The 19,514-nt window shown below is 64.0% G+C and carries 19 protein-coding genes and 1 tRNA gene; 9 read left to right on the forward strand and 11 right to left on the reverse strand.

What is annotated here, in order from left to right; genetic code table 11:
- Positions 1–341: 341 nt before the first annotated feature.
- From ACQR1Y_RS24400 to ACQR1Y_RS24425, 6 genes are all read right to left on the reverse strand, one after another.
- Positions 342–863 carry a protein phosphatase CheZ gene (locus ACQR1Y_RS24400; protein ID WP_434857247.1) on the reverse strand — a complete coding sequence of 174 codons (522 nt, stop codon included), beginning with the start codon at positions 861–863 and terminating at the stop codon, positions 342–344.
- Between the two features lie 356 nt (positions 864–1,219).
- On the reverse strand, positions 1,220–1,381 hold the full coding sequence (locus ACQR1Y_RS24405) for a hypothetical protein (RefSeq protein WP_434878800.1): 162 nt from the start codon (positions 1,379–1,381) through the stop codon (positions 1,220–1,222).
- Between the two features lie 754 nt (positions 1,382–2,135).
- Positions 2,136–2,402, reverse strand: a complete 267-nt coding sequence (locus ACQR1Y_RS24410) for a hypothetical protein (protein ID WP_434857011.1) — start codon at positions 2,400–2,402, stop codon at positions 2,136–2,138.
- 154 nt (positions 2,403–2,556) lie between these two features.
- Positions 2,557–2,937, reverse strand: a complete 381-nt coding sequence (locus ACQR1Y_RS24415) for a TIGR02301 family protein (RefSeq protein ID WP_434857010.1) — start codon at positions 2,935–2,937, stop codon at positions 2,557–2,559.
- Between the two features lie 49 nt (positions 2,938–2,986).
- On the reverse strand, positions 2,987–3,403 hold the full coding sequence (locus ACQR1Y_RS24420) for an NUDIX hydrolase (RefSeq protein WP_434878799.1): 417 nt from the start codon (positions 3,401–3,403) through the stop codon (positions 2,987–2,989).
- A gap of 66 nt (positions 3,404–3,469) precedes the next feature.
- Positions 3,470–4,024, reverse strand: coding sequence for a hypothetical protein (locus ACQR1Y_RS24425; protein ID WP_434857008.1), 555 nt, complete (start codon positions 4,022–4,024; stop codon positions 3,470–3,472).
- A gap of 63 nt (positions 4,025–4,087) precedes the next feature.
- Here ACQR1Y_RS24425 and ACQR1Y_RS24430 point away from each other — a divergent pair, with 63 nt between their 5' ends.
- Complete coding sequence (locus tag ACQR1Y_RS24430) at positions 4,088–4,855, forward strand: SOS response-associated peptidase (protein ID WP_434878798.1); 768 nt, start codon at positions 4,088–4,090, stop codon at positions 4,853–4,855.
- Positions 4,856–4,992: 137 nt separating this feature from the next.
- Here ACQR1Y_RS24430 and ACQR1Y_RS24435 read toward each other — a convergent pair whose 3' ends face one another.
- The 4 genes from ACQR1Y_RS24435 to ACQR1Y_RS24450 are packed head-to-tail and all read right to left on the reverse strand — an operon-like array spanning position 4,993 to position 8,499.
- On the reverse strand, positions 4,993–5,574 hold the full coding sequence (locus tag ACQR1Y_RS24435) for an NUDIX domain-containing protein (RefSeq protein ID WP_434878797.1): 582 nt from the start codon (positions 5,572–5,574) through the stop codon (positions 4,993–4,995).
- Positions 5,575–5,583: 9 nt separating this feature from the next.
- Positions 5,584–6,036 carry a GNAT family acetyltransferase gene (locus ACQR1Y_RS24440; protein ID WP_434878796.1) on the reverse strand — a complete coding sequence of 151 codons (453 nt, stop codon included), beginning with the start codon at positions 6,034–6,036 and terminating at the stop codon, positions 5,584–5,586.
- 15 nt (positions 6,037–6,051) lie between these two features.
- Positions 6,052–7,479 (reverse strand): FAD-binding oxidoreductase, encoded by a 1,428-nt coding sequence (locus ACQR1Y_RS24445; RefSeq protein WP_434878795.1) that lies wholly within the window; start codon positions 7,477–7,479, stop codon positions 6,052–6,054.
- Between the two features lie 18 nt (positions 7,480–7,497).
- Entirely contained in the window at positions 7,498–8,499 is a 1,002-nt protein-coding gene (locus ACQR1Y_RS24450) for an L-threonylcarbamoyladenylate synthase (RefSeq protein ID WP_434878794.1), read from the reverse strand.
- Between the two features lie 227 nt (positions 8,500–8,726).
- On the opposite strand from ACQR1Y_RS24450, the gene ACQR1Y_RS24455 reads away from it, so the two are divergent.
- Positions 8,727–8,803, forward strand: a tRNA-Pro gene (locus ACQR1Y_RS24455).
- A gap of 278 nt (positions 8,804–9,081) precedes the next feature.
- On the opposite strand, the gene ACQR1Y_RS24460 is transcribed toward ACQR1Y_RS24455, so the two are convergent.
- Positions 9,082–9,318: a hypothetical protein gene (locus ACQR1Y_RS24460; RefSeq protein WP_434878793.1), complete on the reverse strand. Its 237-nt coding sequence runs from the start codon at positions 9,316–9,318 to the stop codon at positions 9,082–9,084.
- 447 nt (positions 9,319–9,765) lie between these two features.
- Here ACQR1Y_RS24460 and ACQR1Y_RS24465 point away from each other — a divergent pair, with 447 nt between their 5' ends.
- The 7 genes from ACQR1Y_RS24465 (at position 9,766) to ACQR1Y_RS24495 (ending at position 19,514) form a co-directional block, all read left to right on the forward strand.
- The gene (locus tag ACQR1Y_RS24465) at positions 9,766–10,260 is read left to right on the forward strand and encodes a hypothetical protein (protein WP_434878792.1); all 495 of its coding nucleotides are present in this window, start codon (positions 9,766–9,768) and stop codon (positions 10,258–10,260) included.
- A gap of 315 nt (positions 10,261–10,575) precedes the next feature.
- Positions 10,576–11,766, forward strand: a complete 1,191-nt coding sequence (locus ACQR1Y_RS24470) for an acyltransferase family protein (protein WP_434878791.1) — start codon at positions 10,576–10,578, stop codon at positions 11,764–11,766.
- A 339-nt stretch (positions 11,767–12,105) separates the two neighbouring features.
- Positions 12,106–13,341 (forward strand): transporter substrate-binding domain-containing protein, encoded by a 1,236-nt coding sequence (locus ACQR1Y_RS24475; protein WP_434878807.1) that lies wholly within the window; start codon positions 12,106–12,108, stop codon positions 13,339–13,341.
- A 4-nt stretch (positions 13,342–13,345) separates the two neighbouring features.
- Positions 13,346–13,936, forward strand: coding sequence for an ANTAR domain-containing response regulator (locus ACQR1Y_RS24480; protein ID WP_434857000.1), 591 nt, complete (start codon positions 13,346–13,348; stop codon positions 13,934–13,936).
- Positions 13,937–14,144: 208 nt separating this feature from the next.
- A complete protein-coding gene (locus tag ACQR1Y_RS24485) occupies positions 14,145–16,202 on the forward strand; it encodes a hydantoinase/oxoprolinase family protein (protein ID WP_434878790.1) in 2,058 nt (685 codons plus the stop codon).
- A gap of 32 nt (positions 16,203–16,234) precedes the next feature.
- The gene (locus ACQR1Y_RS24490) at positions 16,235–18,250 is read left to right on the forward strand and encodes a hydantoinase B/oxoprolinase family protein (RefSeq protein ID WP_434878789.1); all 2,016 of its coding nucleotides are present in this window, start codon (positions 16,235–16,237) and stop codon (positions 18,248–18,250) included.
- Positions 18,251–18,377: 127 nt separating this feature from the next.
- On the forward strand, positions 18,378–19,514 hold the full coding sequence (locus tag ACQR1Y_RS24495; protein WP_434878788.1) for an aminomethyltransferase family protein: 1,137 nt from the start codon (positions 18,378–18,380) through the stop codon (positions 19,512–19,514).

Genomic DNA, 19,514 nt, shown 5'->3' on the forward strand with positions numbered 1-19,514 from the left:
TCTCGCGAGCGCGCTTATAAATCGCGCCGTAGCGAGCGAGACGCTCGGGTGGTCGGCCCGTTACCCCATCTACGCGGTTGCGACAAGGAGGCTGGCGCGAGCGCACCTATCGAAATCGGATCCCGGCTCTTTAACGCACGGACGGTGCGCTCCCTCGCCCCGCTTGCGGGGAGAGGGCTGGGGTGAGGGGGACTCTCCACGAGTGCGGTGCGTGGAGAGTCCCCCTCACCCGGATTGCATCTTTCGATGCAATCCGACCTCTCCCAGCAAGCGGGGCGAGGTATGATCCCATCGCTGCGCTCGCAATGACGCGGGAGCTGATACGACAGCCCCGCCGCCGTTCACGCGAACAGCTTGTCGATGTCGTCCTGCGAAATCGCCACGCCCACCCGCTTCGGGCCTTCGAGCAAATCGGGCTCGGTGCTTGGGGCGGCGACCTCGGCGGCCATCCGCGCCAGCTCCTCTTTTCCCCACATGCGGACCAGCCGGTTGATGTGCTCCTCCATGAACTTCAGCGACTTGACCACCCGCGTGATCCGCTGCCCGGTGAGGTCCTGAAACGCACAGGCCTCGAACACCTTGTTGGTGCTGTCGACGATCTCGTCGCTGACCGCCGCCACCGTCGGGTCCTTGACACCTTGCAACTTCCCGACGCTGGTGCTGATCTCTTCCATGCTTTCGAGGATTGCGTTCCCGGCCGTCTCCGTATTCTCGACGATCGCGTCGAGTGTATCGGCCATGCTCGCGAAATTATACTTGCTGTCGCCTTGAAGAGCGGCGAATTCCCGTCGCATGCTGCTGAGGTGACCGAACATCTCGACCAGGAGCGTCTTCAGCATCCTCTCTTCTTCCGGCGCAATCATCAGCAATCCCCAGCTTTTCCCTAACGTTTCCTTAACCCAAGTCTTCACGCGGCAGCATCAAGCTCCGCCTGCTCGTCCGTGACGGCATGTCGGACCTCGTTCTGGCGATGACCAGGTCGCGACACGGAGCCGAGTTTTCGCGTCAGCTCGAATCGGTACTGTGATCAGGTCGGTGAAGATCAGCGGCTCAGTTTTTCCCATTTTCGTTAAGGGCGGATGTTCAATCATGCCCAAGGCCTTCGAATGGTGAAGGATTTCTGACGCGACTTGGCGGCCGGGCCGCCTGACAGGACACGTCCGTCCTTGCGTCGAACGAGGTATGAGCGGTTGCTGCTCCGCGCCGCCCGACGGGCGAATCAGTGCGCGACTTGGTCAGGCGGGGCGACGATCTCGATCACGGCGACGACACGCAACGCATGCGCCGAATCGGAAAGTTGGCGCGTTGCTTCAATGGCATCGCGCTCGCAGCACCGCGTCGGCGGAAGAATGGTCTTTCTTTTTTCCAGAAAATGTGTCACTCCTCTCGCATCCCGCCTCAACGAGAGGGGCGTACGCGCGGTCGTCACGAGACGCGAGGCGGGGAGGCGGTGGACGTGTCGGGTTGCAGCGTGGCTTGTCCGCGTGGACGAACAATCTCGATGCGGACGTGAAGCCGTGTGGTCCTGGCCTCCCGATGCCGAGGTCAAGCCTGCTGTCGATGCGAGAGCGTCGGCGCTGGTGATGGGGGCAAGACAGCCGGTCCCCAGGGAGAGCGCGGAGTAAGCGTTAAACCCATCGCGCAGGGAAGGCTGGGCTCATCCGGCTGCACCTGTGGTTCCTACCCCGTGCATTCCTGTTCGCACGGGGGCCATGGGCGTCAGCCGACGCCCAGCCTTCCCTGCGCCCTCGATCTTGCGAGGGACGAATGTCGGTCATCGCTCGGACGCAATGCGCCGCGAGGACGATGAAACGTGTCCTGTGCTGTTTGAAGAAGTGAAGAAGGCGCCAGCTCACGCTGCTGACGGTTGCGCGGCTGCGGGGCCGTGACGCCGCCGCGTCCACCGCTGTCATCCCCGCGAAGGCGGGGATCCAGGTCTCACCGCCTGTCGTGATCAACCGAGAGGTCACGGCGTACTGGATGCCCCCGCTTGCGCGGGCATGACGATGTGAGTTGTGGCGTGAGTCGTGAGACGAACGCGGAGCGCGATGGTGGGCACGGCGCCGGCGACAGCGCGGCATGATCCGCAGGCGAGGCGGGCGCGCCTTTGCCCACCTCCAGCCGACGCGAACAGCCTACTGCGTTGCGCGGGCCAGCGAGAATTCGCCGTTGCGGATGCGCTCCGGAAACCCCTCGACGAAGGTCGCGACCGCGTCCTCGCCATAGGTCGTCACGAGCTCGGCGAGGGCGGCGAACAGGCTGGCCTGGGCCAGGCAGTCGCCATCGACGCCGTCATGGCGCGCTTCCGCCCAGGCTTCGTTGAGATAGCTGAGCGCGGCCTGCTTCTGCTCATGGTCGGGCAGGACGTCGGGGAGGGCGCTGAAGGGTACGGGGAAGCTCATTGAATTCAGTCTGGCGGTGCGCCGCGGCGCAAGGAAATCCAAGCGCGGGCGCGCCGGACAAGCGAGGTTTAACACGCGCGGCGGGAACGCCTAGGCCAGTTCTTTAGGAAAGGTTAACAAGGTTAACGCAAACGTGGATAACGCGCCGCGGGCCTCAATTCGCATAGCGCGCCGTGAGGTCGCGCGAGATCTTCGAGCCCTCGTCGATGTAGCGGCGGATGGCGACCATGGCGGCCGGCGTGCAGGTCCGGTAGGTCTGCTGGAAGCCGTTATAGCCGCGGTTGAAGCCGGCGATCATGCGGGCGCGGCGCTCGCCCGACGGGGTCTCGGCGTCGATCAGCGCCTGCATCTGGTTGCGCCATTTGGCGCCCTCGTTGCTGCCGCAGATGCCGCGGAGGTAATGTAGTGTGCCGAGGATCTCGGCCAAGCGCTGCAGATCGCCATCGAAGGGCGCAGCCGCATCCTGCGCCCGCACCGGGGCGGCGGCGCAGGCCATGACGAGCATCAGGAGGGCCAGGAGGCGCTTGGAGAGCATCGGGAACACGTCCGTGATATGCCTGCGCCCAGCGGCGGACGCAAGGCGCCTACAGCAGCGCCCGGGCTGCGGCAATGATCTCCGGCAGCCCCTCGGTCAGCACCAGGCCGTCCAGCGCGTCGGTGACGCGCCATTGGGCGTCGTCCAGTTCCGGATTGAGCTGCGCTTCGCCGGCAATCCAGCGCGCCGCGAATGGCAGGATCACGTAGTGGCCGCCGCCGCCCGCGGCCGGCAGAACCTCGCGCCAGCCGGCGAGGCCGATGATGGCGATCGAGAGCCCGGTCTCCTCCATGACCTCGCGGGCCACGGCCTCGTGCAAAGTCTCGCCGAACTCGACACGTCCGCCGGGCAGCGTGTAGACGCCCTTCGCCGGCGACCGGGCGCGACGCACCAGCAGCAGCCGGTCGTCGCGGAAGATCGCGGCGCTCACGGCGAGTTGGGGACGAGACGGCGGCGTGGCGGTCATGCGAGGCGCTCCGGCTGGGGCATGCACTCTACCGTGAAGACCGCGGCGCGCGCAGCGTCGTTCTGGTCAGAAGCTGGCCATGATCGCGTCGACGGCATCGACCTCGTCGACCTCCGCTACCGGTTCCGGATCGAACTCGATGTCGCCGTTGATGATGCCGCCAGCCTGGGCCACCAGCGGCTTGACCCAGCCCGCGGCCTGTTCGGCGAGCGCGGCCTTGGTCTTGTCCTGCTTGGCCTCGCGCATGGCGCTGCCGACCGCGAGCAGGATGTCGGTCATGGTCTTGGTGAGATGGTCGAAACGATCGCGAATCGACGGATCGGCCTGTTCATAGGCCTCGATCACGAGATCGCGGGCCTTGAAATTGGTGTGCGTGAAATGTTCTGGATAGGTCAGCGGCGACCACGCCAGGAAATCCTCGGCGCATTCCGGGATATCGGGAATCATTTCGAGCAGCATCACGGCTTCGTTGAAATGATTCAGATAGTCGGTGGCGAGACCGGTGCGCGGATTGATGTTCGCGGCGCGCAGGATCGCGGCGCGCGCGGGATCGATAGCGCTGCCGGCCGGTCGTTGGGTCGTGCGATCGGACGGCACGGATTGGGTCGCAACTGCGGTCATCGGGCTGCAGTGTTGGCAAACCGAGTTAAAAGGTGCTGAACACACGACGATTTGAGTGAGATTATGTGTGGACGTTTCGTCATCACTTCACCACCCGCAGCGTTGCGGCAGATCTTCGGCTACGAGGAACAGCCGAACTTTCCGCCACGTCACAACATCGCGCCCACGCAGCCGATCCCCGTAGTCCTGCTGGATCGTGACAGGCGTCACTATCGTTTGATGCGCTGGGCCTTCATGCCGGCCTGGGTCAAGGATCCCCGTAGTTTTACGCTTGTGATCAACGCGCGTTCGGAGTCCGTACGCGAGAAGCCCGCGTTCAAGAATGCGATCCGGCGGCGCCGCGTGCTTGTGCCCGCTGATGGATATTACGAATGGCAGGTGATCGACGGCCGCAAGCGTCCGTTCTTCATCCATCGCAGCGACCGCGCGCCGTTCGGCTTCGCAGCTCTCGCCGAGACATGGATGGGTCCGAACGGCGAGGAGGTCGATACCGTGGCGATCGTGACGACGGCGGCCAATCCCGCGCTCTCGGTGTTGCATCATCGTGTTCCCGTGACCATCAGGCCCGATGATTTCTCGCTCTGGCTCGACTGCCGCAGCGATGATCCGACCGACGCTATGCGGCTGATGGTGGCGCCCGACGACGGCGAGTTCGCTTGGTACGAGGTTTCGACGCGCGTCAATGCGGTCGCCAATGACGACGAGCAATTGCTGCTGCCGATGACCGAGGACATGCGCGCGGCGGAGGATGCGCAGCGCAAGCCAGCGAAGAAGGTTGCACCCCGCAAGGCTACACCTGTCGTCGACGATGGGCAGGGGAGTTTGTTCTGAGGCTGGATGTTTCGACAGAAGAGGTCGTCATCCCCGCGAAGGCGGGGATCCATTACCCTGCGGCCTCTCGGCTTGTCACAGACAGCGGTGGAATACTGGGTCCCCCGCTTTCGCGGAGGACGACAGCGGACGGTGGCCTACCTGAAGATCCGCAGCGCCGCATGCTGCAGCAGCATGATGGTCTTGGCGTCCTGAATGCGCTTGTCGTCGACCATCGCGAGCGCCTCCTCGATGCCGAGTTCCAGCACCTCGATCTCCTCGCCCTCATGCGCCAGCCCACCGCCGGCGCTGACGCGCATGCCCGGCTCGTACTCGGCGACGAAGAAGTGGATCTTCTCGGTGACCACGCCGGGGCTCATGAAGGCCTCGAACACGAACTTGACGTCGTGCAGCCGGAACCCGGTCTCCTCCTCGGCCTCGAGCCGGATGCGCTCCTCCGGCGAGGCGTTGTCGAGCAGGCCGGCGGCGGTCTCGATCAGCAGGTCGTCATAGCCGTTGAGGAATGCCGGATATCGGAACTGCTTGACCAGGATGACGCGGCGCTGCGCGAGATTGTAGGGCAGGATCGCCGCGGCGTTGCCGCGGTCGAACACGTCGCGGCTCTGCATCTGCCAGGTGCCGTCGTCGCGCCGCCATTCGAACCGGGTCGAGGTCAGCGTGCCGTAGTGATCGGAGAGCACGCGCTTGTCATGCACGCGGATGCGATCGGAGATGCTCATGCTGAATTCCTACTTCATCCCCGGCGTCGGCGGGCGGCCGTCGAGCCATTTCGAAAACACGACGCTGTCCTGCACGGCATAGTCGAGCGTCTGATAGAACGCCTGAACCTTGGTGTTGTCGCCACGGACCATCAGCATCAGCTTGGCGATGCCGCGCGCGCGCAGCCAGTCCTCGGCGGCGGCCATGATGGCTCGCCCCAGGCTGTGGCCGCGATGCTCGGGATCGACGCTGACGTAGTAGACCCAGCCGCGGTGGCCGTCATGACCAACCATCGCGGAGGCCACGATGGCGCCGCTGCTGCGGCCGACGAGCACGGTGGAACTGCCGCCGCGGCGGGCCTGTGCGATGTCGGCAGCGGGATCGTTCCATGGCCGCGTCAGGCCACAGCGCTGCCACAGCGCGATGATCGCGGGCACGTCGGCATCGGTGATGTCGGAGATCGAGAGCGGAGCAGGGGTCATGAGCGTATCGACGGCCTAGAGCACCTTGCCGGGATTCATGATCCCCAGCGGATCGAACTGCGCCTTGATCGCGCGCATCAGCGCGATGGCGGTCGGGTCCTTCACATCAGGCAGTTCGTCGCGCTTGAGCACGCCGATGCCGTGCTCGGCGGAGATCGAGCCACCCATGCGCAGCACGATGTCGAATACGACCTTGTTCACCTCGTGCCAGCGCGCGAGATAGTCCGCCGAATTGGCGCCGACCGGCTGGCTGACATTGTAGTGGATGTTGCCGTCGCCGAGATGGCCGAACGGCACCGGCCGCGCGCCGGGCACCTGCTTGACGACGGCCTCGTTGGCCTCGGCGATGAACGCCGGCACGGCCGCGACCGGCACGGAGATGTCGTGCTTGATCGAGCCGCCCTCCGGCTTCTGCGCCCAGGAGATGTCCTCGCGCAGCTTCCAGAACGCCAGGCGCTGAGTGAGATTTTCGGCGATCGCGGCGTCGTCGACGATGCCGGCCTCCAGGCCCTGCTCGAGAATATTCTCCAAGGTGGTGCGGGCATCGTCGCGCGACGACGACAGTTCCATCAGCACGAACCACGGATGCGGGCCGGACAGCGGCGCGCGGTTGCCCGCGACATGGCGGATCGAGAAGTCGAGCGCGATCGCGGCGATCAGCTCGAAGCTCGTGAGACTGCCGGCCGCCTCGCGCTGCGCGATCGCCAGCAGTTTCAGCGCATCCTCCGGCGACTTCAGCCCGACAAAGGCGGTCTCGATCGCGCGCGGCTTCGGAAACAGCTTCAGGCTCGCCGCGGTGATGATGCCGAGCGTGCCCTCGGCACCGATGAAGAGGTTGCGCAGGTCGTACCCGGTGTTGTCCTTTTTCAGCTTGGACAAGCCGTTGAGCACCCGCCCGTCCGCCAGCACCACCTCGACGCCGAGCGCCATCTCGCGCGCGACGCCATAGGCCAGCGCGGCGGTGCCGCCGGCATTGGTCGAGAGATTGCCGCCGATGGTGCAACTGCCTTCGGCGCCCAGCGACAGCGGGAACAGGCGATCGACTTCGGCGGCCTTCTGCTGCGCCGTCTGCAGCACCACACCGGCCTCGGCGATCATCGTGTTGGAGGCGGTGTCGATGTCGCGGATCTTGTCCATGCGCTTCAACGACACCACGACCTCGCCGTTGTGCGGGGTCTGTCCGCCGACCAGGCCGGTGTTGCCGCCTTGCGGCGTCAATGCGATCCGATGCGCGCTGGCGAGCTTGCAGATCGCGGCCACTTCAGCGGTCGAGCCGGGGCGCAGCACCAGCGGCGAGCGGCCGTGGAACAGATTGCGCTCCTCGGTGACGTAAGGCGCGACGTCGGTTTCCGCGGTCAGCGCCTGGCGCTCGCCGACGATGGCGGCGAATTGCGCGATCAATTCAGGGGGCAGTGGCGGCAGGGCAGGCTGGCTGATGTTCATGGTCAGTCGCTTCCAGGGTTATCTCGGCGCGGCGGCGCGGCGCAGCCGGTCGTTGATCGCTTCGCCCAGCCCGTCGTTCGGGATCGGCATCACGGCAATGCTGCGGACGCCGCTCGCATCGAGGCTGCGAAGATAGCCGAAAAGATGCGTCGCCGCCTCTGCCGGATCGCCGGCGGCCGAGAGGTTGAGCACGGCGGCGGCGCATGCAGCGCCCGGCAAGGTCTCTCGCCCAAAGGCGAGCAGGGCCTCTCCCGGGGCAACCTCTGTCGCTGCGAGGCGGACCGTCGCGCGCGGGGCATAGTGCGAGGCCAGCATGCCCGGCGCCAGCGGCTGCTCGGCGGCATGCATCTCGGCCGTGGCGGGTCGGGTCAGCGGCCGGCCGAGCACCGCCTCGATCGCTTCGCTTGGAACTCCGCCGGGGCGGAGCAGGGTGGGCGCGTCGAAGCAGCCGACGATGGTCGATTCGACGCCGACGTCGACCGGGCCTCCGTCCAGGATCAGGTCGACTCGCCCCGTGAGGTCGGCCGCGACATGGCCTGCCGTCGTCGGCGACACGTGGCCGGAGATGTTGGCCGACGGCGCCACCACGGCGCCGCCGAACGCGGCGAGCAGCGCCCGCGCGATGGGATCGGCGGGCACGCGGATCGCGACCGTATCGAGGCCGGCGGTGGCGAGATCGGCGACCGGGCATCGCTCCGCCTGGGGCACCACGAGCGTCAGCGGCCCCGGCCAGAAGGCGGCGGCGAGACGCTCCGCGGTGGCATCGAAACGGCCGATGCGGCGCGCCGCAGCGCTGTCCGCGACATGGGCGATCAGCGGGTTGAAGGCGGGCCGTCCCTTGGCCTGATAGAGATGAGCGATCGCCGTCGCATTGGCGGCATCGGCGCCGAGGCCGTAGACGGTCTCGGTCGGAAACGCCACCAGCCCGCCGCGCGCGAGCACGGCCGCCGCTCTCGCGATTCCGGTCGCGTCGGCGGGCAGGATCTCGGTCTTCAGCGCTGTCGTCTCGGGCTCGGACATCTGGGGCCGGCGGTGGTACCTCTGCGCGCCCGCTATAGCGGCTGGTGCCGGGCGAATGAAGCACGCAAATCGTGCGCTGCCTTGCATCTGCGCCATGGCCGGCGCGCAAAGCGCCATTGCGCCAAGGAGTTAACCCATCGCTCGGCGATCTGCGATTTCGATGCGATTTCCTGCCTCGTGTGCCTTGCGAAGACGGAAACCCGACGCTATAAGCCGGCTTCCCAAGTCGGAGCGTGGCTCAGCCCGGTAGAGCACTGCGTTCGGGACGCAGGGGTCGCAGGTTCGAATCCTGCCGCTCCGACCATTCTTTCGAGCACTGACAATCGTGCTTTCCCGAGACCGCTACGAATGCGCAACGAATTGGCTCTTAGAGCCGAATCGGGGCGTTCATCCTGTTGAATTCGGAAAGCGCCACCAGTCTTCCCGAGGCTCGACGCCAGGGTGTTTCAGCACGCTGTGACGTGGCTTGTCCCTGGTCCATGAGCCGGTTTGCACCTCATCGAGACCCTGGACACGAAGCTCCATCCAAGCATGGCTCATATAGCCAATGGAATTGGCGAGCCGGTGCTCGAGCGGATGTTTTCACACGAAAACGCATCCTGAGTTTCCGAGGCAATTGGCGCACTCTTCTTCCGAGAAGATATCGACAAGAGCTCCGGCTTTTCGCCAGGCCGCCGCGGTCGTTCGCGGTTCTGCGGCGCGCAGGAGGTGTTTGAGTTTTGCGAACACCTGCTCGATCGGATTGCGGTCGTCTACGCCTAACGCTTCCTGCCGTCGGATGAGCGACAGGGTGCCCGCGAAACGGGTGAAGAAGCCCAAGCGATTCCGTTCCTGAAGCGGTTTACGGTTCTCATGGATGAAGAGCGCTGCAGGTGAAGACCTGCAAGATGCATCGCTGGGCGCCCCAAGGTCGGCAGACCATCAAAGTCGTGCCGGAAGCAAGTTCCTGATTTCAACTTTTGAGAGTGATCGAAGGCGGCGCAATTGATAGTGCTGCGACGCCTTCTCTCGTTCACTATGTCCTCCGGGCAACGCGTCATAACGGGTTTGTTTTTCTGACGGTGGCTGCGATTGACAGTCGAGACACGGAGCGTCTACGGAGGGCTGTGTTAGCAATCAGGACTGAGTTCTTGCCGAGGTGTAACTACTTGCGCTCTGGTCGGGACGTTTGTGTGGGGGCGCATGGCGGACGTTGGGGGCAACGCCGGCCAGCAAGGTAGCAGTCCCGGTCTTGCGGATACGGGTCTCGGTTGTCTGGGGTTGGTCTTGGCGATTGCCGGCGTGGCGTTCGACGTCGAGCGCGCGCGCCGCGAATATCTGAAGCCCGGCTGCGTTGCAGAAAGCCATGATCTGCTGCGCCTTGCCAAGGGAGAGGGCCTGAAGGCGCGACTCAGTCGTTCGTCAGTCGGCCGCATTCAGACATTGTCGCTGTCGGTGATTGCCAAGCGCGTCGAGGTGCTGGTCATCTCGGTGTTCATCCAGCCCGTGGCGCTGGTGTCGCCCCTCGCTGATGTCGCGCTCAACCGGCTGCGGATCTATGCGTTCGCGCACCCGACCAGCCGGATGGATGCTGCCGGGCTCGCTGCTGTTCCGTCATCTCGTCGCGCTTCCGATCGGCTGCTTCGAGAGCCGCGCCGCCGCGCATGCCGTTGCCCGCGTGCGCGAGTTGGAGACCATCCGCCAGTTCGTCACCTCGTCCGCGCTGACGCGGGTGCTCGACGTCGTGTTCGGCCTGCTCTTTCTCGGAGACGTGGTCGGTAATGGGAATCAGACTTGGTTTGGCGACAACTCTGCCGCTGTAATGAGCCGAGCTAACAAAACGACGGACTACTTATGTCTTCCAAACGCAAGGGATGTAGCAAAGTTGGAGGAGAAGCATTGAGCAGGGTGATCCTTCGCCAATGCGAGAGGTTGTTCATTCTGACGGTGCCATGACGGCACGTTCAGGTGAGGATTGTTGGCCGGACCATGCCGGTTGACACAGATATTGAGGTTCACTGGAGGCCGGGTCGATAGGTCGTCTCAATGGAGGCTGACAGGGGTGATGCGGCGTGTTTTGTGGGAGATATTGGCTCGATGACCGAGGAATACCGCGAGGGCGGGCGACGTTTGGCATATTTGGACGGCTTGCGCGGAGTCGCGGCGTTCGTCGTGTTGATCGGTCATTCTTGGCAGATGTTCAGCCAGCCAATCTCCAGCTACCAAGCCAATGATGGCATCTCCGCACTGCCCGCAGTACTCCTCAAGATCATCGGGCTTTTGGCAAACAGCAATTCTGCCGTGTGCATATTCTTCTTGCTGAGCGGCTATGTCCTTGCCGATTTCGCGCAAGCGACCAAGCTCAGCCTTCCGGCGCAGATCGTGCGTCGCTATCTGCGCTTGGCCGTCCCCATCTTGATCACGTCAACCCTTGCCTACGTGTTGCTTCGGTGGGGTCTTTTCCGAAATGCTGAATCTGCTCGCATCTTCGGCGAGTGGGCGGGAATGTGGTATCGGTTCGACCCGTCATTCCAAGCCATGGCTTACGAGGCTCTCGTCGGCACTTTCACGAGCGGTTCGAACACTTACAATCCAAACCTCTGGACCATGCATCCTGAAATTCTTGGATCGTGTTATGTGCTGTTGATCAATCCAGTTGCTCAAAGCAGGCGATGGCGCGCTGCTTTGTATGCCTGCGTCATCGCCGTCTATCTTTGGGATTATCTTCCGCTCTTCGTGATCGGCGCTTTTCTGCGCGAATATGATCCGATCGTTCAACGTCTTTCCCGCCTGCCATGGATTCCTGCGGCACTGTGCACCGTTGGTTTCTATTTCTGCACACTTCCGGACTCCCCTCCCGGCGGCAAGCTTCAGGTTCTCTACCCGATTCTGTCGTTCAGTTACGACAATGGCAGGATCGGGCATTCGATCGGAGCCGTACTATTGCTCACCGGCGTGGCAGCCTCTCAGAGGGCCCAGAGGTCACTGGCATCGCGGCCCGCCAGATGGCTCGGAAATATCAGCTTCACGCTGTATCTGATCCATGTTCCGATCCTTTGCAGCTTTGGGGCATGGCTCATCGTCACGCTTGCTCCACAGGGGAGTACGTTCGCCGCAGCCATTGGCTTACCCCTGACGTTGACGCTTTGTCTCGCCGCTTCGGCTGCCCTGACGCCATGGGTCGACGGAGGCGCGGTGACGCTGTCACGCCAGGTTGGCCGCAGATTGGACGATGCAATGCGCGACCCAGCAAGCCCGAACGCGCGGGTTGCGCCAGCCGTGCGTTAGCAGACGTGCGTCTTACCCTGGTCCCGGCTGCCTCCGCCTGCGGCGAACTCGGACGATGTCTGCCGTCCGCGCGGGGAGTGCGGCCGGGCGTCGTTCACGTCGGTCCGCCAGCAGCTGTGATGTTCATATGTCCATCACGCATGAACGTCCGACGCTCTACCGCGATGCCGGCTATGGTGGTCCAGGTCTCCAGAGCCATCTGCTAGTATGGTCGGGTCGTGGTCCTCGTCCAGACGACCCATCTTGATCATCCAACGCATTATGCCGCCTTGATCGGTCAGCGGAAGGCCTGCTGATTGCAAAGCTTGACGCAATCCCTTGTAGCCGCTAGCCTTGGATATGAGCAAAGGGGGCTCTCACCGCATTGGTCGGGGAGGGCCCCCTATTTTTTTGGAGTACGCGATGGCATGGGAGGGCGACCCGCATCGGCCTTTCAAAGTTGGAGCTCTGTTTTCCGAAACCGGCCCGACAGCGTTTATCGAGCGTACGCAATGGAACGCCCTGCAGCTTGCGATCACGGAGATCAATCTCGCCGGGGGGCTTGCCGGACGCGAAGTTATCGCCGTCAGCGGTGACGCACGGTCGGATCCCAATCGCTTCAGCCAGCTCGCCGAACATCTGCTGGACGAAGAGCACGTCTCGCTGTTGATCGGCTGCTACATGACCAACACGCGGCAGGCCGTGGTTCCCGTCGTCGAGCGGCGCGGCGCGCTGCTGGCCTATACTGCGCCCTATGAGGGCTTCGAATATTCCCCGAACGTCATCTATGGCGGCGCCGTGCCGAACCAGCACATTCTGCTTCTGGCGCGACATTTGATCGCGAATGTCGGCAAGCGGTTCTATCTCGTCGGAACGCGCTACACATTTCCAATTGAATCGAACCGCGTGATGATGACTCTGGTTGCGGAACAGAAGGGGCAAGTGCTGGCCGAGCGCTATGTTCCCCTCGACGTCCGCCATCGCGAGCTGAAGGCGATCGTCGAGGACATCCGGCTCAAGCGGCCGGACGTCGTCTTCTGTACCGTGGTGGGCGAGGCGGCTCGCATTTTCTATGAGCTCTGTCGTGACGCGGACATCTGCGCGCATACCCAGATTGCCAGCCTGACGATCACCGAGGCCGAGCTGGCGCTGATGGGACCCGAGCTCGCTGTCGGACATCTGACCGCTGCGACCTATTTCCAGTCGATCAGCTCGCCGGCCAACCGGCGCTTCGTGAGTAGCTACAGGGCGAAGTACGGTCCCGAGGCGACGACGAATGCAATGGCTGAGACGGCCTACAGCCTGACCCACATGGTGCTACAGGCCGCGGCCCGCAGCGAATCCACGGATGTCGCCGTCGTCCGTGCCGAGCTTGCAAGGACTCCGTTCGAGGCGCCGCAAGGCACGGTGTGCCTCGATCCGGACAATGGCCACTGTTACCTGTGGCCGCGAATTGGTCGGGCCGAGGCGACGGGGCAGTTCGCCATCGTCGAACAAAGTCCGGCCGCGATGAAGCCAGATCCTTACATGATCAATCATAGTCTGGAGGATTGGCGCACGACAGAGGACATCGAGCTGGTTCCAAGAGCGAGTTGAAGACGTGCTGAACGCCCTCAGGGATATACGCAACGTAAGGGTGCTCGTTTTCCATCCGAAGGATCGTGAGCGTGACGAGCTCACGACTCAAATTCGTAGGATAGGTTGCCGCGTCGAGGCGATCTGGCCGCCGCAGGATGAAATTCCGCCGGACGCGGATGTGATCTTCGTCCTGTTTCGTCAGGACGCCATCAGTATCAGCCTGGCAAGGTCGCTGGAACGGCGTCCGCCAGGGAGCACGGTGATCGGCATCGTCGAGTTCGAAAGTCCGAACGTGATCGAGTGTATTGTGCGCGCAGGTACCACGGCAATCGTCACAAAACCGATCCGCGCTTTTGGTCTATTGACAAGCATTGTCCTCGCCCATACGCTAACTGATAAGTTTCGAGTTGCCTCCGAGCGAGTCAAGAAGCTCGAAACGAGACTGACCTCTCTGAAGCAGATCGAGAAGGCAAAAACGCTGCTGATGGATCGTAAGCGCCTCACCGAGCAAGCGGCCTACGACTATCTTCGCGAGAGAGCGATGTCCAAGCGGACGACGATGGAAGCGCTATGTGCGGCCATCGTCGAGGCGAATGAGGTGTTCGGAGATTGAGCCAAGGCGGCTCGGGAGCCTCCGAAACAGACAATTCCAACAACGACTAGATCCGTGCGCGCGCCAAAGCTGTCGTCGCCGGATCGCGGCTAAGGAAGCCACCAGCAGCCCGTAGCGGCTGTCGGTGGCTTTTTTGTTTTGGGCTCGTGCCGACCGGCGCGCGCCAACGCGGACCTATGCCCTCACGGGAGCGAAGGAGAGTTAGCAAATGACGATGGCTGGTGATCTCACCGACAAATCCGTTCGCGTCGCATGCGACGTTGGCGGCACGTTCACGGATATCTGCGTGCTCAACGAGCTGTCGGGGCGCATGCATGTCGCGAAGGTCCCGACGACGCCGGATCCGATCGAGGGCGTGCTGGCCGGGATCGAAGCGGGCGGCGTCGACCTGCACGATCTCGTGCTGTTCTCGCATGGCACGACGCTCGCGACCAACGCGCTGATCACGCGCCGTTTCCCGCCCGCGGTGATGATCACGACCAAGGGATTTCGCGACACGATCGAGATTCGCCGCGGCAATCGCGATGATCTCTGGGACACCTACAAGGAAATGGCCAAGCCGTACATCGCGCGCCGTGACCGGCTCGTCGTCTCGGAGCGCGTGGATTTCTCCGGCGCAGTCATCACACCGCTCGACGAGGACGAGGCGCGTAACATCGCCCGCATCGTCAAGAAGCGCGGCGTGAAGACGGTGGCGATCTGCTTTGCGAACGCTTTCATGAACCCGGCGAACGAACGCCGCATGCGCGACATCCTCGCGGCCGAGTTGCCGGACGCGACGATCTCTCTGTCCAGCGACATTCTGCCCGAGATCTTCGAGCATGAGCGGTTCTCGACGACGGTGGCCAATGCCGTGCTGGCGCCCGTGGTCGGCTCCTATGCCCAGCGGCTCGAAGGCCGGATGAAGGCAGGCGGCTACGACGAGGACGTGCTGCTGCTGCATTCGGGCGGCGGCGTCATGACGGCGAAGACGGCGGAGAAGTTCGCTGCCAGACTGTCCGCCTCCGGCATTGCCGCCGGCGCGATCGCCAGCCGCTTCGTCGCGGAGAACGCGGGCTTCAAGAACTCGATCGGCCTCGACATGGGCGGAACCTCGACCGACGTTTCGTTGTGCGACAACGGCAATCTCCGCGTCACCAAGGAATGGTATGTCGAGTACGGCTATCCGATCTGCTTCCCATCGATCGAGGTGCTGACCATCGGCGCTGGGGGCGGCTCGCTCGCCTGGATCGACGCCGCCAAGTCGCTGCGCAACGGTCCGCAATCGGCGGGCTCGACTCCCGGACCGGCCTGCTACGGGCGGGGCGGCGCCAACCCGACCAATTGCGATGCCAATGTCGTGCTGGGCCGGCTGAGCGACAGGCTGGCGGGCGGCAAGGTTTCGCTCGACAGGGCGCTGGCCGTCGAGGCCATCGAGCGCGGCGTCGCCAAGCCGCTCGGTCTCTCGCTTGAAGACGCCGCGCTGTCGGTGCTCAAGGTCGCCAACGCCAACATGGCCGACGCGGTTCGTCTGCTGTCGATCCGGCGCGGCTACGACCCGCGTGACTTTGCGCTCGTTGCCTTCGGCGGTGCCGGACCGCTGCACGGCGCGGCGCTCGCACGCGACCTCGCGATTCCCGTCGTGCTGGTGCCGCCGAACCCTGGCGTGACCTCGGCCCTGGGCTGCCTGCTGGTCGACATCCAGCACGACGTCACTCAGATGTACCTGTCCAAGGTCGAGGATGTCGACGTCGCCAATCTCGAGGAGACCTATCGCGGTCTCGAGATCGAGGGACGCGAGCGGTTGAAGAACGAGGGCGTTCCGGACGACCGCATGGTGTTCCAGCGCAAGATCGACATGCGCTATCTCGGCCAGTGGCGCGCGCTGTCGATCCCGCTGCCGTCCAGCATCACCTCGCTCGACGAGGCAGTCTCGATCTTTCACCACGAGCATGGGCGCGAGCACAACTATTCGCGTCCCGGCGCGCCGGTCGAGATCTACCGCGTCAGCGTCATCGCGACGGGCCTCACCCCGAAGGCGAAATTCGCCCAGTTCGAGCTCACCAACGAGCCGGCCAAGCCGGTGGGCAGCCGCGCCGTCCGTTTCGACGAGACGGAGATGGCCGTCCCGACACCGGTGTACGACCGCGACCTGCTGAAGGCCGGCATGAAGGTCGAAGGCCCCGCCGTGATCGATCAACTCGACTCCACGACGCTCGTTCCCCCCGGGGTTACGGCCGAGATCGACCGGTCGCTGACGATCGTGATGCGCATCCCGCAAGCCTGACATTCGGACAACAGACACACGGAGACCATTCCATGGCGACCTTCAAGACGGATCTCGATCCGGTCACCTTCGAAGTGCTGAAAAATGCCTATGTGAACATTGTCGATCAGATGGCCGAGCAGATCTTCCGGACCTGCTATTCCTTCGTGATCTATTCCCGCGACTTCTCGTCGGCGCTCTGCGATCCGAATGGCGACACGATCATGCAGGGCAGCGGCGACATCGCCGCTCATGTCGGGACGCTGCACTACACCGCGAAGGCGGTGATCAACAACTTCAAGGACGACATCCATCCCGGCGACGTGTTCGTGGTGAACGACGTCTATCAGGGCGGCACGCATTTCAACGACACGCGCATCGTGCGGCCGATCTTCTACCGCGACGAGCTGCTCGGCTTTGCCCAGGCCAACGGCCATTGGGCCGACGTCGGCGGCGCGGTCCCGGGTTCGTTCAACGTCAACGCGCTCGACCATATGGCCGAGGGGCTGCGCATCACCCCGACGCGGGTGTGGAGCAAGGGCAAGTGTCTCGACGACGTCTGCCGGCTGATCGCATCGAACACACGGGCGCCGGCCGACATCATCGGCGACATGCAGGCGCAGGCCGAGGCCACGCGGGTGGCCGAGCAGGAGATCTGCCGGCTGGTCGAGAAATACGGTCTGGCGACTATCAAGACCTCCTTCGGCGCGGTGCAGGACTACGTTGAGACGCTGACGCGGCAACGCGTCGCCGCGCTGCCGGACGGCGTCTGGGAAACCGAGGACTACATCGACGTCGATCCCGGCGCGGGCGAGGGGCTGGTTCCGATCCGGATCGTGATGACCATCAAGGACGACACCGTCCACTACGATCTGTCGAAGTCGCACCCGAAGTCCATATCGAGCTTTCTCAATGCCTGCTTCGGCGGCTCGTTTGCGGCGATCGTCGCCGGCACCAAGATGCAGTTTCCCGAGATCCCGCTGAACTCCGGTTTCTATCGCGTCGTCACGGTCAATCTCGGGCCCGAGGGCACCGTCGTCAACGCAGCATGGCCAACCCCGGTCGCGGGCTTCTGCTCGGGACCCTTCGAGAAGATCATGAACTCGATCTTCGAGTTGTGGGCCGAGATCCTGCCCGATCGCGCGATGGCCTGCACGTTCAACCTCGACTATCTGCTGATCGGCGGCAGGGATGGCCGGCAGGCCGACGGCTACAAATATTTCATGTGGTACGACTGGATGGTCGGCGGCTGGGGCGCACGCAACGGTCGCGATGGCTGGGCGGCCACGGGGCCGGTGTTCGGCGTCCAGCTCGGGACCCAGCCGTTCGAAGGCCAGGAACGTCTGGCGCCGGTGCTGACGACCTGCCACGAGCTTCGCGTCGACTCCGGCGGGCCCGGTGAATTCCGCGGCGGCATGGGCGTCGAGAAGGGTGTGATCCTCACCAAGGTCGACCGCACCGTCGCATCCTATTGCTGCGATCGCGAGCGCTCGATCACCTGGGGCCTGTGGGGCGGGCTTCCGTCGATCCCGCATGGGGTTTGGGTCAATCCGGGCACGCAGGGACAGCGCTATCTTGGCTCGATCTTCTCCAACGTCTCGCTCGAGGCTGGCGACACGGTCACGCGGCCGTCGGCCGGCGGCGGCGGCCTCGGCGATCCGCTCGAGCGGGACGCGGCGCTGGTCTGCGAGGACGTCATCGATGGCTATGTCTCGGTCGAGCGCGCGGCGATCGACTACGGCGTCGTGATCAAGGAGATCGATGCCGACCTTGCGCATTACGAGGTCGATGCCGAGGCCACGCTCGCCAAGCGCAGTTACATCCGGGCGAACCGCATGAAGTGGCTCGATGAGGATGCCGAGGCCATCGCGGCGCGGTATCGCGCTAAGGAGCTCGGCATGCTCGACCTGATCCGGACCTATGGCGTGATCGTGAACTGGGGGTCCGGCGAGCTGCTGTCCAAGACCACCCAGCAGTTCAGGGCCATGCTGAAGCGCCGTACCGCGCCGTATTGGGGCAAGAGCATCGCTGGCGGTCGCAATCCGTCGGTGACGCTGCAGGTGGCGTGACATCGCGACTGTGAGCCGCCGGCTGCGGGCCTGTAGCCGGCGTGTCACCGGAGGCGGGCGTCATGCGTGAGCGGCGCCGGCGACGAGGTGCAAGGATGGACGGCAGTAGAACAAGGAGGTCGCTGACATGAGTGCGATGTCATGGCGCCGGTCGCCGCTCGCGGCGCGGCATCGGGCCCTCGGGTCCAATCTCGAGGACTGGAACGGCATGGAGACGCCGTGGTCCTATTCGGCCAGCACGCTGCCGGACGAGCATGAGGCGATCAGGACGCGCGCGGCGCTGATGGACGTGTCGGGCCTGCGCAAGTACCATCTGGTGGGGCCGCATTCCCATCACATCCTGCAGCACGCGACGACGCGGGACGTGCGCAAGCTCTATCCGGGGCGCGCCGTCTATGCCTGCATGCTGAACGCGGCCGGCAAGTTCACCGACGACTGCATCCTCTATCGGACCGGGCCGAACGCCTGGATGGTTGTCATCGGTTCCGGCACCGGGCACGAGGAGCTGACGAAGGAGCTTTCCGGGAAGAACGCCTCGCTGCTGTTCGACGACGATCTGCAGGATCTCTCGCTGCAGGGACCGCTCGCGGTCGAATATCTGAGCCGGCACGTGCCGGGCATCCGCGTGCTGAAATACTTCCATCACATGCCGACCACGCTGTTCGGAAAGCACGTGATGATCTCGAGAACCGGTTACACCGGCGAACGCGGCTATGAGATCTTCTGCCGGGCGGAAGATGCGGTCGAGATCTGGGACACCATCGTCGCCGAAGGCAAGGCCATGGGTATCGTCCCGGCTTCGTTCACCGCGCTGGATTGGCTGCGCGTCGAGAGCTATTTGCTGTTCTATCCTTACGACAACTCGCAGATGTATCCGTTCGCCGACGAGCCGCCGGGCGACACGCTTTGGGAGCTGGGCCTCGATTTCACCGTCTCTCCCGGCAAGACCGGCTTTCGCGGCGCCGAGGAGCATTACCGGCTGCAGGGCAGGGAACGGTTCAAGATCTTCGGCGTGCTCGCTGAGACCGATCGGCCGCTCGAGGCAGGCGACCAGCTCTATGCCGGAGACGCTGCGGTCGGTGTCGTCACCTGCGGCATGTATTCCCGTCTGACGCAACGTTCGATGGCGATCGCTCGGATGACCGTGCCGGTCGCCAGGCATGGAACGCCTCTGGAAGTCCGTGGCAAGTCCGCCTCATGCCGGGCGATCGCGCACCCGATCAATTTCGACGATCCGGACAAGAAGAAGAGAACGGCAGCGTAG

It is taken from the genome of Bradyrhizobium sp. HKCCYLRH3099 (assembly GCF_051167855.1).
Classification (GTDB): Bacteria; Pseudomonadota; Alphaproteobacteria; order Rhizobiales; family Xanthobacteraceae; genus Bradyrhizobium.